We start from the raw sequence: 15,509 nt of genomic DNA, 5'->3' as shown, positions 1-15,509 counted from the left end.
AAAACTAGGACACTTGAGTTTATTGGATGCTTTTCTACTTAACGTCTAAGCAAAGAAGCTTCCTGAATCAGAAAAATTAATTAAATCTAAAAGTCCATTCCTGTGTCCAGTCATCATTCGCATCTTTGAATGCGCCTGCATAATCGACAGTATTAAAGAAAGGATCATTTACTGGTGCGCCGCCCAATGTCAGAGGGGAGCCTGTTGCGGGTAAATAGCCATTCAGGAGCGGATCTTCAGTTTTGTTTCCAGATTGCGAATTAAACCAGTCAGCTACAGAGAACGTCGCATCTGTACCATCTTTAAAGTTATTGGCGCAATTCACAAAAGAATTAACCATAGTCAATTCACCACTCAGATTACCCGGTGATCCAGCATTCTTAAAAGTGGCTGCTCCATCGATTTGTACACAATCAGGAAAACCGGTAACGACTGTGTTCCATATATTTGCACCAGTACCACGACGTAATAAAATACCTTGTGTGCCAACCGATGAACCGATTAAAGTTAGATTGGAAATAATCGGCTTGGCACGGGGTAGTGAATCATTATTGACCTCGTTGCTGTCAGCTTCGATACCACGATCACCATCGTCAGCAGCCTGCTTAACCAGAACAAATTGGGCTTTTCCAGTCCAGCCGCTAGTCCAATCCAGATTGTCGTCACCATTACTGGTCAGCACCAGATGTTTCATCTGCGCCGTACCGCCAAACATTTCGACACCATCATCCAGACCATTATGAACCTGCACGAAATCAATCACTGTGCCCGAGCCCACGGCATTAAGCGTCAATCCATTTAATTCTTGATCCGGACGTACCGCAAAACCTGCAAAAAGAATTTGCGTGTATTTGATTAAACCGCTGTTATCAGCAGGATTATTACCGCCATAAAACTCTGAAGTTACAGCCTCAAATGGAGCCTCGCACAACGGCACACCTTCATTACAACCATTTATCGGCGCATTACCTGCGAGTATCAGACCACCCCATTCACCTGCTGCTTGTTGCGATGGACCACTCATTACGATTGGATTATCAGGGGTTCCTTCCGCCATGATTTTTGAACCACGTCTGATCCACAAGAAATCAGCACCCTGCTGACCAAAGATTTTGGTGCCTGGATTAATGGTTATTGTAGCGCTCTCAGTTTTATCGCCACCGACAAAAACCCCGCCTGATAAAATCCACTGGATGTTTTTGGTCAAGGTAATATCTTGCTTGATTTCACCACTTAGAATACAGGATTCTGAGGTAGGTCCTGGTGTAGAAAAAGAAGGGCAACCCTGGAAATTATTACTGACAAATTGTGCGAGGGTAAAACGCATCGGATTTGATCCAGGTACCAACTGAAGTTTGGCATAAAACTCATCTCCACCAACGACGACGGATGGCACATGCACAGCTGCTGTTGCAGAATCAAATACAACACGTTGTTGCCCCTTTGCAGGGGATATAACATCAGCGGCTATTAGTTGCAGATCATTACCTACGACTTGCAGTTGCGCACTGTAAAAAGAGGATGATGCGCCATCTAAAACTTCCACTACCGGGAAATCAACAATACCTGTCGCAGGATCAAAACTTGCTGTTGCCGCATGACTATTTGGTGTAAACATACCTAACAGCAATGCTGCAGCTATTGTCATCCTTACTTGTTTCTTCTCAAACCTTACCATTTATTATCTCCAGATTGATCGTTTTGGAGCATGGAATTTAACAAATAAATATGTCAGTAATGTTACGTCTCGATGAATAAATTGATTTGTTCAATCCATGCCCGAAAGTTTTGTCTGTAAAACGCAACAGGGTTATTGCTTTTCAGTAAACTCGCTAGGGATAAAATTTTTATGAATAGCTCTGAATTAATAAAAGAATTAAACTTTGCTGCAACCCTCTATGATTCGCACAACATGGAAATTAACCATAGTTACGGCGGAAGAGGTATTTATGCTCGTGTTACTGATGGATACTAACTATGATACTGACGGTAGGCTATGAACTAATTTAATCTTAATCAGCAGGGGAGGGTAGCGTGGCGATTTGCGTGTACGCCAGGAAGCATGCGTATTATCCCTGACTTGTTTTGCGTATTCCGTACCAAATCAATATCTGCGACTATTGACACAAAATCGGGCGGGCCAGGTTAACACCCAACCCAGATGATTTGCGTTTCCTCAAGAGTAGCTGTCCGGTTGGATGTCATTCAATTCCTTTGCAATGATGAAATTTCCGAATCAGTAATTAATACGAACAGCAAGATTAAACTGACGTCCTCTACGGAATTGGCGTGTCAATTCACCGCCTTGCGTGATAAGCACATCGTCATCCAGCAGGTTTTGCATATTTAGGCGTAACGACAACCGTTTGTTTATGGTCTGGTTAAAAACAAAGTCAATCTGATGAAGTGGTTGTTCAAATTTATCCGGTGCACCCAGCACACCTACTGCGGAAATACGTTGACTAGCAACATTGTAAAGTAAAGTTGCCTGCGTTCCCCAACCGGGATTCTCGTAACCAATCTGGAAATTAACGATGTGCTTCGAGTGTCCTTGCAGCGGCCTGTCATTAGTAGTCTGCACCTGCAGGCTAGCAGGACTTAACTGAACATTGGAAGATGACCAGGTATAATTGCCACCCGCATAAAAATTTTCCAGAGCAGGATGTATAAAACCTAGACCTTTAAGATATTCAATTTCAAATCCGAATACGTTTGCTTTTTCAGCATTTTGGAATGTCTGTAAACCTATAGTTCCCGGCAAAATGACTAATTCGATAGGCTTTGTCAAATCCTTCCAGAAAAAACTGGTAAATAGATTTTCACTGGGCGACAGATAATATTCCCAACGAATATCATAATTTTTTATACTCGTCTGCTGCAAATCAGGATTACCAGTTGTTTCCTGATTGGTATTCAGATCAGTAAATGGTGCAGGTGATAATTCCCTGAAGTCAGGTCTAGATAATGTTTGGCTATAACCAGCCCGCAACTGTTGCTTATCTGAAATAATCCAGGTCGCAATCACTGAGGGCAGCATATCTACTCTGTTTATTTTGGTTATCACCGGTTTGTTCGTGTGGGCAACAGATTGAAATGTTTCAACTGACATATTATTATCTTCCCAACGTAAACCCCCGGTGATGTTAAATTTTTCGTACAAAGACAAATCCAATTTTCCATAATAAGAAAAAAGTTTCTGTGATGCCTCGTAGTTATCAGTTGGGCGTGTGGTATCACGCAAGAGGAAACCATTTGGACCAATATTTGACGGTTGTAGAATTGTCTCCAGTGATGGTTGATTTAAAACTGCCTGATCTCTCCCAATGGGTCCCGCAGGAAAATAACTGAATCGTTGAGCGTTCGCCACTCTGGATTTATTTTGATCGATAAAGCCGCCATGCAGATTTGCTTTGTAGTTTGCAGAGAATTCAAGTGGCAACTTTGTATCTACACGCCAGCTTTGATCTTTGTCGGTCAAATCAGCAAATGTAACTTGATTACTATCCGCTCTGCGGGAAAGAGCAAAATTGCTACTACCTTGAAGTTGATCAAAACGATAATCCCGCGTTTTGGGTTCTTCTCTTGTAGCGGTTGCATTAGTATATAACCAGTTTACCGATAAGTCTTTTGCCCAATCAAAAAGATGTGCACCTCCTACCTGATGCATGAACAATTGATTGGAAAAGAATCTCAGTTTTGTCCTACGTACATCAGTCACTTCAGCGTCGGTAAATCCCTGACCGATTCTTGCCTCATCGGTTGATTGACGTAGAAACATGGTCTTGTAAAAAATACGATGTTTATCTTTGTATTCTACATCTGCTGCAGCATATCCATTTAACTCTACTTGTTCTAAAGAACGCTGTGTATTGAAATCAAGAATATTCTTTAAATCACCTTCTTTGGTTGGGGTAAATTCCCTATTGATCTCATTCTGCTTCCTGAATTGCTGATTCCAGGTCCCAGCCGCGATATAACCCACTCTGAAATTACCCAGATTAACCACGTTACCTGTGGCTGCCTGAAGGCCTCTATCTGGTCCCGGTCTTCTTTCTGTCACATCCCATACACCTGATAAATCTTGACCAAATTTTGTAAGCTCTTGCGGCGAGAATCCATCAGGATTAAAAGTTGTTTTCGGCTGAATGGTGCTGCCATCTGCGGTAGCCTGTGCAATTGAATCAGGCAAAGCGCGCGCACCATTATCAAAGCTCAGGAAATCAAGCCCCCCACCTTTATAGTTAAGGCCATTCTCAAAGGTCGTTCTGTCATTAAAGCCTGTTTGCGCAGTGATATTAAAGAAAAATTCATCCGGTATTCCTCTTGTACGCATTTCCAGAGTGCCGCCTGCAAATTCACCCTGCCGATCCGCGGAATACGTTTTTTGCACCATAACACTTTCAAGGAAATTGGTCGGAAAAAGATCCAGCGGTACAACACGGCGTGTTGGATCCGGACTTGGAACAGCCGCACCATTGACTAATGTTGTGGAAAAGCGTTCACTCAGACCACGAATAAAGATGAATTGGCCGCCCACCAATGTTAGACCAGAAGCTCTTCTTAATGCAGCGGCCACATCGGAGTCTCCACCCCGATTGAATTGTTCAGCACCCATAACTGTAGTTACTTCGGTTGAAGTTTTCTGTTCTTCGATAACAGAAGCTATTGTCCCTGCCAAATGCGGCTCTAAAACTACATATTCAGCCAGCTCAACACCGGCTGGTGTTAAATTGAAGGATAATTCAGTTGTCTGGTCCTTGGTGATTTTTATTTCATCCTGTGTTTGACTGCCATAAGCTGGATGCAGCAACGAAACGCTATAAGTACCGACTGGGATACTCGCTTCTAACTGACCCTGCTCATTTGTTCTGAGCTGCTGCCTCAGGCCGCTCACGAAAATCTGCACATCCTTGATTGGTTTGTTCGTTTCCACAGAACGAACTTTCACAGTCATAACACCGTCACCTTCAACTGGCGGCTTCTTGGTTGGAGCTTCAGAACCTGCAATGGTGCCGGCAACGGAACTCTCAATGTTGAGCAATGGCTCCCTGCCGTCCGGATAAAAAGTTACCAGAATTTGTACATTTTCAGCTGTACGTAAAGGCAAATCAAAGGCAAATGTCTGATCAATTGTTTTGAGTTTGAAATGATACTTACCGGCTGGTAATTTCGCCGCTACGCTGCCATTGGCATTTGTTTTAAGGAAAGGCTGGTCTTCAACATGCCAGGTAATCATGGAGGACTTGGCCGCACCCTGTTGCGCATCGGTTTTTTCGTACGTGATGCTGCTGATCGTTAATTCTGCATCAGTAATAGGCAAGCCATTCTGGAATAGGTGAATCGAAAATTCTGCTTTTTCAGTATCCCCCCATGCAAAAGAACTCATAAAAATTGCAGTGAACAAAATGACCAGGGAAAGAAAAGGTTTTTTCATCGTATTTCTGTACTCTTTATTTTTGGAAAAACATTCTTGATGAAAATCTGTCTGCCAAACACGGCACTCAGGAAATATGTCCGATTGAAGTAATCATTAGGTGTAAAACATCCCCCTCTTCACTGGCAATGAAACTGCTCCAGAAGATAAATTGCTGGTTGAAAGGGTATGAGATAGTTACTGCAAAGGTATCAGGGCGGCATAAGCGGGAATCCCACTAAAGACGCATTGCAACCGGAATGAACGCAAGCTACGCAATCAGTAGAACATGCTATTAGGTAACCATGGCACGGTCTGATTTCTGTAATTTCAAGAATTAAGTGCATTGCCATGGTTCAGTTTTACAGATTTCCATTAATCGACGAAGCTCAGTTCCTTTTCTGAAAAGCTCAGCATCTTTTAAATGATCCAAATGCTTATTAGCCTCTGGAAAACGGCTACTAGAAAATAAGGCATACGCAAGTGCATAACGCACTTCTTGATCATCCAGTAATCCAGACCGATACAAACTTGATTCCATATTAGCTGCACGTTCGAACTGCTTTAATGCAAGAAGAATGGATAGCCGTTGTTTAAGTTTTACTTTCTGATCACTGATGCTTTCATTCAGTATCAACGCCTTATGAAAACGACCCGCACGTCGATAGATTTCTGCCGCTTCAGCCTGTAAGTCTGGATTCAATAAAGCTGCTTGCTCAAAGATGAATGCTGCCGAATTAAGTTTTCCCAGATCCAGGTAGGTGTGTGCCAGCTGTTTTGCAACAACCTCATTATTAGGAAATTGCAGACGGGCGATTTCCAGAATATCCAGAGCTTCGTGATATTGCTTACTTAGCCGCAATGCACTACCAATGGCAATATAGTCCTCCACAGCCGCCTTTGATCGCTTTAGATATTGCCTGCCCAATTGAGTGGCTTCATGGTACAACTCGAGCTCAACAAAATAAAAAACCTTGCGTCTAAGAAAACTAAAGTCCTTTGGATACAGTCTCTGACCCTCATCCAGCGTATTGATGGCGGCAGCCGTCTCTTTCAAATGCCAGTAAGCTTGCGCTTTTAGGGTGATTAAGTTCGCTTTACTGGCGTGTTCACCCGCCTTGTCAATGGATTGGATCGTATCCCGATATTCTTTGAGCGCATAATGGGCTTGCGCCAGATAGGCAAAAATGACTGATTCTTTCTGTCCATTTTTAACTGCCAACTGCAAACTGTCTTTGGCTGCTGAAAAATCATTCAGATTCAAATAAGCCAAGCCTTGCAGTGTATAAAATCTCACCAGATCAGTTTTTTTATCCTTCAGGTCCACACTTTGCAAAGCTATTAAGGCGCGATCACTATGACCATCTTTTAGCATGACGGCAGCAAGCTCTATAAAGTCTGTCGGTTGTGATTTTTTATCTGCAGCCCAACCAATACTGCAGTAATATCCCAGTATAAAAACAATCATCAGATGGCCAATTGGTCTGGCCGTTAGGTATTTCATAGTAATCACAACTTTCTAAATCAGGATAAGTCGAATCGAATTTTTTGCTTCGCCCACACTTTGACAATCTCACCCTTGTACTTTCCTGGCTCAAACTGCCAGGACCGAATGCCCTGCAGTGCAGCAGCGTCAAAAACTCCTGAGGGATTAGACTCCAGCACTTGTACCTGATCGACTGAACCATCAGTCCCAATGAGTACCGATAAGACGACGTAGCCTTTAATGCCATTCTTTTTTGCTGCAGGCGGGTATTTAAAAGCCCCTCTTGATATTGGTTTAGGTGGGACATCAACCAGATCATCGGTCATCACTGTATTACCTGGATTAGTTTTACCGATTAAAGAATCGTCCAGATCACTCATCTGCCCATCATCCAGACCTAGCAATCCAAGATCAATGCCAGAAAGTCCTGTACCAAGACCTTTAAAAGGAGCAGGTGCTTGAGGTCGATTCGTCATTTGTTTTTTCGTCTCGACTTTCCTGACCTCCTTTTGAGGTTCTGGCTTGATTTGATTTGCCATACTAATTTCTGTCACTTCCTGGGCAGGTTCCTTCTCAACCTGTCCCACATAACGATTCATCCACCATATCAGGCCGAAAACCAGTATCAGTCCAAATAACATCGATACAGAACCTGCCAAGTGTTGAAAAAATTTATTTATTTCCATATTGGTATCATCCCGCTTCTTTTTTAGTAGCGACCCCCACGCTTTCAGCGCCTGCCAAGCGTGCTTGATCAACCACTTCAACCAGTTTCCCCGCAGGAACACCTTCATCAGTCACGACTAACACCACTTTGGTGGAAGAGGTGCTCAACAAATCTCGCAATTTACTTTGTATTGTCCACAGCTGGACCGCTTCACCGTCCAAATATGTGTCTCCGTTGCGGTCAATAAACAGTCGAATGGCCTTACTCGATGCAGTAACGGCACTACTGGCCTTGGGCCTTTCCAGTTCCAGTTTCATGTCCTTAACGAAAGATGCCGTTACCATAAAGAAAATTAACAATATGAAAACCATATCGATCATTGGTGTCAAATCGATTGCGGGTTCAGCTTCTGCAGGTTCGTTATTTCTCATCGTGAATTATTTCTCGTTCGTAGTGGATATTTGATGACATAGTAATTCTTTCACCTGCGCAAGATCATGCGCAATCTGGTGCTGTTTCCTGCTTAACATACTATTCGCTAATACACCTGGAACTGCGACAGTCAGTCCCATCTGGGTAGTAAACAAGGCTTCGGCGATGCCGCCGGCAATACCGCCAGACTGAGAGTGCACTGTCATGGTTGATAGCGACTGGAACGTTTCAATCATCCCTGTTATGGTACCCAGCAGACCCAGTAAAGGAGCAATCAGAACAGCCACGCGAGTGAGCGAAGAAAACTTGGTAATTTCTATTTCATAGTCATAAAAGGCTGCATCCAGATGAGGTCGAAGGTTTTTGACCTTTCCCTTCTGTTTTTTTAACCGAAGGCCTTGTTTGATCGCTCTTGCCACAATACTTCTGGCTGGCTTATCATCGTTTTCCTGATAGTATTTCAACATATCGCGCACGCCCATCCACTTGGGCTCTTTCATGACCCAGAATCGATACCCCACTCCGTACCAAAGTAATAAAATACAAAGCACCAATGGCGGCATGACAATGCCTCCTAATACCATTAACTCTTTGAGCCATATGATCAGTTCTGGAAGACTCATTTCAAGAATTCTTCAACAGTAAGGTATTGTCATTCACAACAGGCGCGGCTGCCTCTTCCAGATCAAGTCCACCACCCAGAAAAGCGTTAAGAATTTTGAGCGCCGAATGTTCCATGTCACGTTTAATATTTCTAGCCCAAGTGGATAATAATGTTCCAAGCAACAACGTTGGAATGGCAACAACTAATCCTAATTCAGTCGTCACTAACGCTATCGAGATACCCTCAGATAACAATCTTGGATCGCTGGTACCAAACTGGGTGATTGAATCAAAAGTTTCAATCATCCCGGTTATCGTTCCCAGCAAACCAAGGAGAGGGCTTAGCGAGGCTATCACTAAAATGGCAGAACCAAATCGGTCCAAAGGTCCCGTTTCTTGCAGAGTCGCCTCGTAAACAATACCCTCCATGTGATCCCTGTCATCTTTTAAATGGCGCAAGGTATACAGCAAAACACGGCCGATGGCTGATGAATTCTCTTCACAACTTTTTTTAGCAACATCCAGATTACCGTCAGCAAGATGATGCATGATCTGATCAGAAAGTTGTTTTACGTTAGTACTATTTGTGTGTAGCAAATAAATACGGATCAGGACAAAAAGTCCGCCAATGAGGCCCAGTATCACGATAACCCAACCAATCGCACCACCCGAATCGACATGCTCTAGTAATGTTTGTTCAGGCATTTCATCGACGGCTGTAGTACGTGACTCAAACAAAAATAACTGCAGCGTATCCGGTTGCTGGTTTTTGCTCAAAGCAACAGCACTTTCTGCACCAGCGCTTTTCCATATCTTAAAATCTCCGCCACCGGCGGGCGCTAAACTTCCACTACCATCATCGCTGACACCATACGCTGCGATATTGCCTACCTGAATAATTGATCCTTTGGTTTGTTTGCCATCCTCCAGGAAAAAACTTCCTGGCTTTACCTGGGTCGCACCTAAGCTATTAATTAAAGACAATGCTTGTTTAAACAAATAGCTTACTTTGGCAGGATCGTTACCTTTATCTTCCTTAATGGATGAAGGCAACTCGATGCTATGGTTTTTCAAGGTAGATTCCGCTTGCATGTAAGTTGTTTCCAAAGCGTCATTACGTTCAGTAACAGCGGCTTCTTTACGCTCGGCATCTGCCAATTTCGCATTGAGCTGATCAATCTTGGCTGAGCGCTCGACAGAACTTCGTTCAAGCGCGCTAATCTTATTAATGAGCGTTTTCTCTTCATTGCTTGCGCTGGATTGATAGCTTTTCAAACGTTCAGTCAATTCCCGTTTCTGGGCTTCCAGGAAAGCATATTCGCGTTTATACGCAGTTTCTAAATTGATTATTTCCTGTTTTGCTGCGCTCTTTTTTTGCTGTTTACTCTGATCTGAAGAACTACCCTGCTTAACTTCAGGCTCAGAAGCAACGGTGGCTTGCGATGAAGCTGCGTTTTTATCTTCAGCAGCATGGACAGAATTTCCCAGTACAATCAACAGTAACGATAAAAATAGGACTTTCTTCATTTTCTTAGAGGATTAGGTAATTCAAAATAACCTTGGCGTATTTGTTTCTTCAGCGAGTCAAATAAAATTTTGATCCGCTCAATTTCATCAGTATTATCAACGATTTCAAATTTCCAGCCGCCATCCTCTGATGGCCTCCCCATCCCAGCTCTGTTATTTCTGGTTTGGAAAAAAAGATATACCGTGCCTAGTTTTGCAATATCCACCAGCATTTTTTCTCCATCCAACGATATTGTTTGCTGGTAAATACCATTTTCCTTGCTCAAGCGAATTTCATCTTCTATTAAGGACCATACCTGATTAACTGCTTTATTAGGATCAATCAATTGATTGGTAACATTATTCTCCAGATTTTCAACTGATCTGATACGATCTTCCGTCTTAAATGGAAAACCTGTTTGAATGTGCTGTTTATAATCTTTCAGTATTTCTAGTAAGACGGGTTTCAGATTCTCACCCGATTGCTCCGCCTTCTTGGCGTCAGTATTTAATTTTTCTATAGAATGCTGCAGTTTCTCAATACTCATTTTCTGCCTTCTCTCTTCAACACTCAAATCTGCCAATTGTGAGTTGAGTGCTGATATTCTGCTGCCATGTTTTTCCTTTTCAGTATCCAGTTGCGTTTGCAGTGTCTCAACTTCACCTCGGATCTTGGCCAGCGTCTTTGCCAAATTCTCCAAACTATTTCCCATCGCTGTAGGTGCAGGAGTCAATATCATCAATCCGATGAGTAAAATTGTTTTTTTTAAAAAATTTTCAAACATAAATCCCAGTGAATTAAATAAATTAGGTGGGCGAGATGAGGGGCATACGATCTGAAATCACAATCCCTTATTAATAATTGCGCGTATGCTACTGGTTGAATATTTCATTATTGTTACAATGACATTAAATATTTATTATTTATACAATAGCTTGAATATACACAATAAGTTACTCAAAGCTGGAAATACTCGAGATTCGAGATTCATGAACTCGAAAGGCTAATGCGTCTAACTTCTTTCTTTATAAGAAAAGTTGACGATGTGTTACGGAATATAGCGATGGTAAGAAGTTATTAGAACGTCATAAAACTTTTATCACAATCCCTTATTAATAATTGCGCATATGCTACTAGTTGAATATTTCATTATCGTTACAATAAGGTGACATTAAGCTTTAAACATCTATTATTTATAGAATAACTTGAATATATACAATGAGTTAATCAGAGCTAGAAATACTCGAGATTCGAGATTTATGAACTCGAAAGGCTAATGAACCTAACTTCTTTCTTTATAAGATAAGTTGACGATGCGTTACGGAATGTAACGATGGTGAGAAGTTATTAGAACGTCACAAAACTTTTATATTGAATTACTAGAATTCAGGCAATTCATTAACTGGAGTAATGTAATGATTCATCAAGAAATAACTAAAAGAAAGAGCATATCCCTATTAACTGACACTGATTGGCATCAACGCACCATTCAATTGATTGTCGGCATTCTGATGTTAGTGCTCTATTTCTGGATAGGTACAGGCATTCTCAACTTAATGTCAAATCTGCCTCATATTCTCAAGGATGGATGGGCAAACGTTGCTGAGCATATCATTATTGATGTGGTACTGATCCTGGCAGTGCTTGAACTGATTCGCATATTACAATCCTATCTGGCAGTAGGGCGTGTAAAGGTAACCTTCATTCTGGATGTGGCATTAGTGGTGCTAATCGGAGAGTTAATCGGTCTCTGGTATAAAGCGTACACATTGACAGCGGTTGGATTACACATTTCTGTAATTGCAGTACTGACATTACTGCGTATTGTTTCCATTCGTTTCTCACCCGATGCTGTTGATTGATTCTGTTGATTGATTCAATCGGCATCTAGGCGCAACAGGAACTAAGTCATCTAAAGAGATCTGACAAGATCAAAATCTAAATTAAGATCATCTTTCTGCATTATTTGCTTCGCTTGTTTTAGATGATAAATCAGACTGTTAGTCAGTTTCATATTTTTGTCACGAATATGTAAAGATTTATTCTTATTATCTCAGCCTCTTTAGCTACATTTATCAAGAATGAGATAATGTATGACAATAACAATTCTAACTGTTGAAGATGAACCTATTCTCCGGGAAATGATTTCACTCAATTTAAAAAGAGTGGGTCTTATTGTTTTATGTGCTGATAATGCGGAGCAAGCTAAAAGAATAATCAGCAATGTATTACCTGATCTCGTAATAATAGGTGGAATGTTACTTAATATGGAGGGAATAGAATTTGCATATAGATTAAAGAGTGAGGAACGTACTAAATCTATTCCAATTATTATGTTAACTGCACGAGATCAGGAAAGTGAAATGATTGCTGATCTGGAAGTTGAAGTTGAAGATTATATTACAAAACCCTTTTCACCCCATGAGTTGATTGCCCGAATTAAAGCTGTGTTACGTCGGCGTTTACCAGAAATGGCGGATGAAATTATTCAGTTGGGGGGATTAAAACTTGACCCAACTACACACAGAGTACATGCGTACACCAAAGATGAGCCGCTAGAACTGGCTGAAATTACATTGGGACCTACTGAATTTCGCCTCCTTCATTTTTTGATGACAAATCAAGAGCGGGTACACACACGTGCACAACTGCAAGATCGATTATGGGGTAATCAGGTTTTTATCGATCAACGTACAATCGACGTGTATATTCGCAGGCTAAGAACAAACCTTAAAACAGTAGGTAAAGAAGACCTGGTGCAAACAGTCAGGGGAATTGGTTATCGATTTTCTGTTAAGGATAACGAAAAAAAGTATAGGGGTAAAAGTGCTTGATCACAGCTAAGCCTTTTTCTCTATCAATAATGGCAGAATGGTGAAATGGAATGAACGCCTGCTACCCGAAGCAGTATCGAAGTGCTAAAGTAGTAGCGCAATGAATATTATACATAATACCAGCCACGCTACCTAAATACCTAAGCTATTCAGTCGTAGATGAGCTAGAATCGCACAAACCAATCATTGAACATGCAACCAATAAAATCAATTGTTCACTGACACTTTCATCGAGGAATTGGAAAAAATAAAAGTGTTTAGTTGCTCAGTTTTTGAGCTGAAATTCTAATGAGTTTTGACTAACATTCATGTATTCATGGCGGTGAAAGGAATGTACCCTAATTTTTGATCCGGATACGTGAAATAGTAAGGCTAGAATGTTATTTTAGCTTTCGTCACAATAAAAGCCCGCAAATTGCTTGCAGGCTTTCTGAAGAATATCTATGTCGAATTACGACAAATCGAACAGTGTCATATCGATTGTAATTTCGCTAGCTGATACACCAATTAGTGTAATTGATGTATCACCATTCGAGAACTCAAAGGTAACGTTTCCATCCACTTCCGAAATATTGGTAACGTAAGGCAACAGATCTACAACCGTATGAATATTCTCGAGTTCGAACGGCAAAGCATCGCCATTGATGATTTGAATGATATTGTCATCACTATCGGAATCGCTATCAACATCAACTAAAGAATCGTTACCACTGTTGCTAATAATATTTTCATCTGGAAACTGCTTTGAACAGCAGTAATTTTGCTTGAACGGACTATAAGTATTTGAATGCATTAAATCATTCAGCGCTCTAGTATTTAATTGCATCAAAATAGACAATAACTTGTTCTTTAATCTAATTTTTGCAATTAAATCTGATATGAGTATCGACTAGAAATCTGGGGTCAGAGCAGAATATAGTTTGACTACCATAAACTAGTTACTATTACCCCAATTATTTCTCGCCGATACACATTTAATTCCTATATTTTTTGTGAAAGTCTAGCTGTTCCAGCACTATTTAGATAAGCACCCAGACGTTTAGCAAAATAAACTTCTTTAGTGCCATCTGTTGTACTAAATTTTTGTTCCAAACCAATACCACAGTCATGCAATTGAGCGTCTAAAATTGAAATTCGTGTATTGTGGTTCTCATTGATTGCTTTAGCCTTAAAATTAGCGAAAGTATTATTAGCGCCTTTAGCGGTATCAACTACTACAGTTCCATCTGGAAGAGCTATCATCATGCGGCCATTTGCAATCATAGCAGCAACTGCATTGGCTTCAGTAAGTAATTTGTTATAAGTAGCATCATCTTTAACCGCTTTAAGCAAATTAGTTAATTTAACTTTTTCTGTATCAGTAAGTACAGCGGCCAAATTGGAATAGGGCGGCTGAGTTACTAAAGTTTGAACTTGTGATCCACATGTGGCCATAACATTCAAACTAGTAAACAACAATACAGTAAGGACAAGAAGTAAAGACATCAATTTTTGTAATTTCATATTTGAACTCCAATTTATTTAAAATCATTAATTGATGCATAACGACCACTACTAAAATAGCCATAAGTGCATCGGTTTTAATTGGCATAAATCGCAAAATATTAATATGCGACTTATACCGCATAAACAATAATGATAAATGATGACAAATAAATGGTAATTATTTGTCATTTATTTTAAATTTTTATGACAAAGTATTAGATAATTTATATATAGTGACGGCTATAGATCGGAGTGATTAATCAGGTTTCTTACTTAAAAAGCTCTGAATAAATATAAGCTTGGAAATTTTTGATTTTCTGGATTGGGAAAATTTGTGCTGAAGTTACTGCTTTCTCACAAAATTACTAAAAGCGACCTAAAGATTTACCGTTGATTTACAATAAGTTTTTAGATAATGCATTGAAAGATAAAGAAATCTACGCTATATCGCATTGTAATACGGTTTTATCGCAACTGCTTAAAATAGTTGGTAAACACGAATTTGAAACGTCATTCTGCTCATCACCAAGGCTAAAAGCTGCGTAAGACAAGCCGATAGGCACAGTTTGTAGCCATGGTATTTGCATAGCTAAGTGGGCAGGAAAGTTTGTGTGATATCGGAGTGAATCTGCAAGCACAACGGCAGCACGGTTATCACCTTGGTAGTGCGCCATTACGCGTTTGAGTTTGGTGCGACTGAATAACCAACAGCCAGCGAGGTGTTGCGAAGTGCTGTTTTATGGACTGTATGATCGTTGCCCCAAGTATGATGCCTTAAAGCATGGGTTTTGTTTTAAGAACCCACTTTATGCCTTGGATACTTCACTCATTGATTTGTCGCTCAAGCCTTTTCCATGGTTGCATTATCCATTAGAAAATCTACCTAATAGAAAATTCAAGTTGAATTCCGCCGCACATGAGGTTAATGGAGATAACTAATAAGAATTAATTCATTAAAGTACGAATTAATAGTGATGAGAAATATTTATTCTCAAGCGATTGTTTGCTAGGGTCTGTTGACGTTTTGAGATAAGTATTTCATAAATAGAAGCAAACTCGTAATATTGAGAGGTTCTCACACC

At 40.7% G+C, this 15,509-nt stretch carries 13 protein-coding genes; 3 read left to right on the top strand and 10 right to left on the bottom strand.

Features of this window, described 5'->3' with window-relative positions; genetic code table 11:
- Positions 1–76 precede the first annotated feature (76 nt).
- Positions 77–1,678, bottom strand: coding sequence for a hypothetical protein (locus R2Q26_RS08850; RefSeq protein ID WP_317535931.1), 1,602 nt, complete (start codon positions 1,676–1,678; stop codon positions 77–79).
- Between the two features lie 171 nt (positions 1,679–1,849).
- On the opposite strand from R2Q26_RS08850, the gene R2Q26_RS08845 reads away from it, so the two are divergent.
- Positions 1,850–1,975 (top strand): hypothetical protein, encoded by a 126-nt coding sequence (locus R2Q26_RS08845; RefSeq protein ID WP_317535930.1) that lies wholly within the window; start codon positions 1,850–1,852, stop codon positions 1,973–1,975.
- A gap of 261 nt (positions 1,976–2,236) precedes the next feature.
- Here the strand turns inward: R2Q26_RS08845 and R2Q26_RS08840 are convergent, their stop codons facing one another.
- The 7 genes from R2Q26_RS08840 to R2Q26_RS08810 all read right to left on the bottom strand — a co-directional run bounded on the left by R2Q26_RS08840 (position 2,237) and on the right by R2Q26_RS08810 (position 10,892).
- On the bottom strand, positions 2,237–5,434 hold the full coding sequence (locus tag R2Q26_RS08840; protein WP_317535929.1) for a TonB-dependent receptor domain-containing protein: 3,198 nt from the start codon (positions 5,432–5,434) through the stop codon (positions 2,237–2,239).
- Positions 5,435–5,750: 316 nt separating this feature from the next.
- Positions 5,751–6,917, bottom strand: coding sequence for a tetratricopeptide repeat protein (locus R2Q26_RS08835; RefSeq protein ID WP_317535928.1), 1,167 nt, complete (start codon positions 6,915–6,917; stop codon positions 5,751–5,753).
- A 20-nt stretch (positions 6,918–6,937) separates the two neighbouring features.
- On the bottom strand, positions 6,938–7,585 hold the full coding sequence (locus tag R2Q26_RS08830) for an energy transducer TonB (protein WP_317535927.1): 648 nt from the start codon (positions 7,583–7,585) through the stop codon (positions 6,938–6,940).
- A gap of 7 nt (positions 7,586–7,592) precedes the next feature.
- Entirely contained in the window at positions 7,593–7,997 is a 405-nt protein-coding gene (locus R2Q26_RS08825; RefSeq protein WP_317535926.1) for a biopolymer transporter ExbD, read from the bottom strand.
- A 6-nt stretch (positions 7,998–8,003) separates the two neighbouring features.
- A complete protein-coding gene (locus tag R2Q26_RS08820; protein WP_317535925.1) occupies positions 8,004–8,621 on the bottom strand; it encodes a MotA/TolQ/ExbB proton channel family protein in 618 nt (205 codons plus the stop codon).
- A 1-nt stretch (position 8,622) separates the two neighbouring features.
- Complete coding sequence (locus R2Q26_RS08815; RefSeq protein WP_317535924.1) at positions 8,623–10,128, bottom strand: MotA/TolQ/ExbB proton channel family protein; 1,506 nt, start codon at positions 10,126–10,128, stop codon at positions 8,623–8,625.
- Positions 10,125–10,892: a DUF3450 domain-containing protein gene (locus tag R2Q26_RS08810; protein WP_317535923.1), complete on the bottom strand. Its 768-nt coding sequence runs from the start codon at positions 10,890–10,892 to the stop codon at positions 10,125–10,127. Before R2Q26_RS08810 ends, R2Q26_RS08815 begins: the two co-directional genes overlap by 4 nt.
- A gap of 631 nt (positions 10,893–11,523) precedes the next feature.
- Here R2Q26_RS08810 and R2Q26_RS08805 point away from each other — a divergent pair.
- On the top strand, positions 11,524–11,970 hold the full coding sequence (locus tag R2Q26_RS08805; protein ID WP_317535922.1) for a phosphate-starvation-inducible PsiE family protein: 447 nt from the start codon (positions 11,524–11,526) through the stop codon (positions 11,968–11,970).
- Between the two features lie 231 nt (positions 11,971–12,201).
- A complete protein-coding gene (locus tag R2Q26_RS08800) occupies positions 12,202–12,942 on the top strand; it encodes a winged helix-turn-helix domain-containing protein (RefSeq protein WP_317535921.1) in 741 nt (246 codons plus the stop codon).
- 451 nt (positions 12,943–13,393) lie between these two features.
- Here the strand turns inward: R2Q26_RS08800 and R2Q26_RS08795 are convergent, their stop codons facing one another.
- A complete protein-coding gene (locus R2Q26_RS08795; protein WP_317535920.1) occupies positions 13,394–13,780 on the bottom strand; it encodes a hypothetical protein in 387 nt (128 codons plus the stop codon).
- A gap of 143 nt (positions 13,781–13,923) precedes the next feature.
- Complete coding sequence (locus tag R2Q26_RS08790; protein WP_317535919.1) at positions 13,924–14,445, bottom strand: hypothetical protein; 522 nt, start codon at positions 14,443–14,445, stop codon at positions 13,924–13,926.
- Between the last annotated feature and the right edge of the window lie 1,064 nt (positions 14,446–15,509).

Source organism: Nitrosomonas sp. Is37 (assembly GCF_033063275.1).
GTDB lineage: Bacteria > Pseudomonadota > Gammaproteobacteria > Burkholderiales > Nitrosomonadaceae > Nitrosomonas.
The sequence above is the reverse complement of the archived record's forward strand: the minus strand, read 5'-3'. Positions and strand labels throughout refer to the sequence as shown.

What these genes read in the sequence shown, in the direction of transcription:
- R2Q26_RS08850 (WP_317535931.1), bottom strand. Translation starts at nt 1,678, where the DNA reads ATGGTAAGGTTTGAGAAGAAACAAGTAAGGATGACAATAGCTGCAGCA.
- R2Q26_RS08845 (WP_317535930.1), top strand. Translation starts at nt 1,850, where the DNA reads ATGAATAGCTCTGAATTAATAAAAGAATTAAACTTTGCTGCAACCCTC.
- R2Q26_RS08840 (WP_317535929.1), bottom strand. Translation starts at nt 5,434, where the DNA reads ATGAAAAAACCTTTTCTTTCCCTGGTCATTTTGTTCACTGCAATTTTT.
- R2Q26_RS08835 (WP_317535928.1), bottom strand. Translation starts at nt 6,917, where the DNA reads ATGAAATACCTAACGGCCAGACCAATTGGCCATCTGATGATTGTTTTT.
- R2Q26_RS08830 (WP_317535927.1), bottom strand. Translation starts at nt 7,585, where the DNA reads ATGGAAATAAATAAATTTTTTCAACACTTGGCAGGTTCTGTATCGATG.
- R2Q26_RS08825 (WP_317535926.1), bottom strand. Translation starts at nt 7,997, where the DNA reads ATGAGAAATAACGAACCTGCAGAAGCTGAACCCGCAATCGATTTGACA.
- R2Q26_RS08820 (WP_317535925.1), bottom strand. Translation starts at nt 8,621, where the DNA reads ATGAGTCTTCCAGAACTGATCATATGGCTCAAAGAGTTAATGGTATTA.
- R2Q26_RS08815 (WP_317535924.1), bottom strand. Translation starts at nt 10,128, where the DNA reads ATGAAGAAAGTCCTATTTTTATCGTTACTGTTGATTGTACTGGGAAAT.
- R2Q26_RS08810 (WP_317535923.1), bottom strand. Translation starts at nt 10,892, where the DNA reads ATGTTTGAAAATTTTTTAAAAAAAACAATTTTACTCATCGGATTGATG.
- R2Q26_RS08805 (WP_317535922.1), top strand. Translation starts at nt 11,524, where the DNA reads ATGATTCATCAAGAAATAACTAAAAGAAAGAGCATATCCCTATTAACT.
- R2Q26_RS08800 (WP_317535921.1), top strand. Translation starts at nt 12,202, where the DNA reads ATGACAATAACAATTCTAACTGTTGAAGATGAACCTATTCTCCGGGAA.
- R2Q26_RS08790 (WP_317535919.1), bottom strand. Translation starts at nt 14,445, where the DNA reads ATGAAATTACAAAAATTGATGTCTTTACTTCTTGTCCTTACTGTATTG.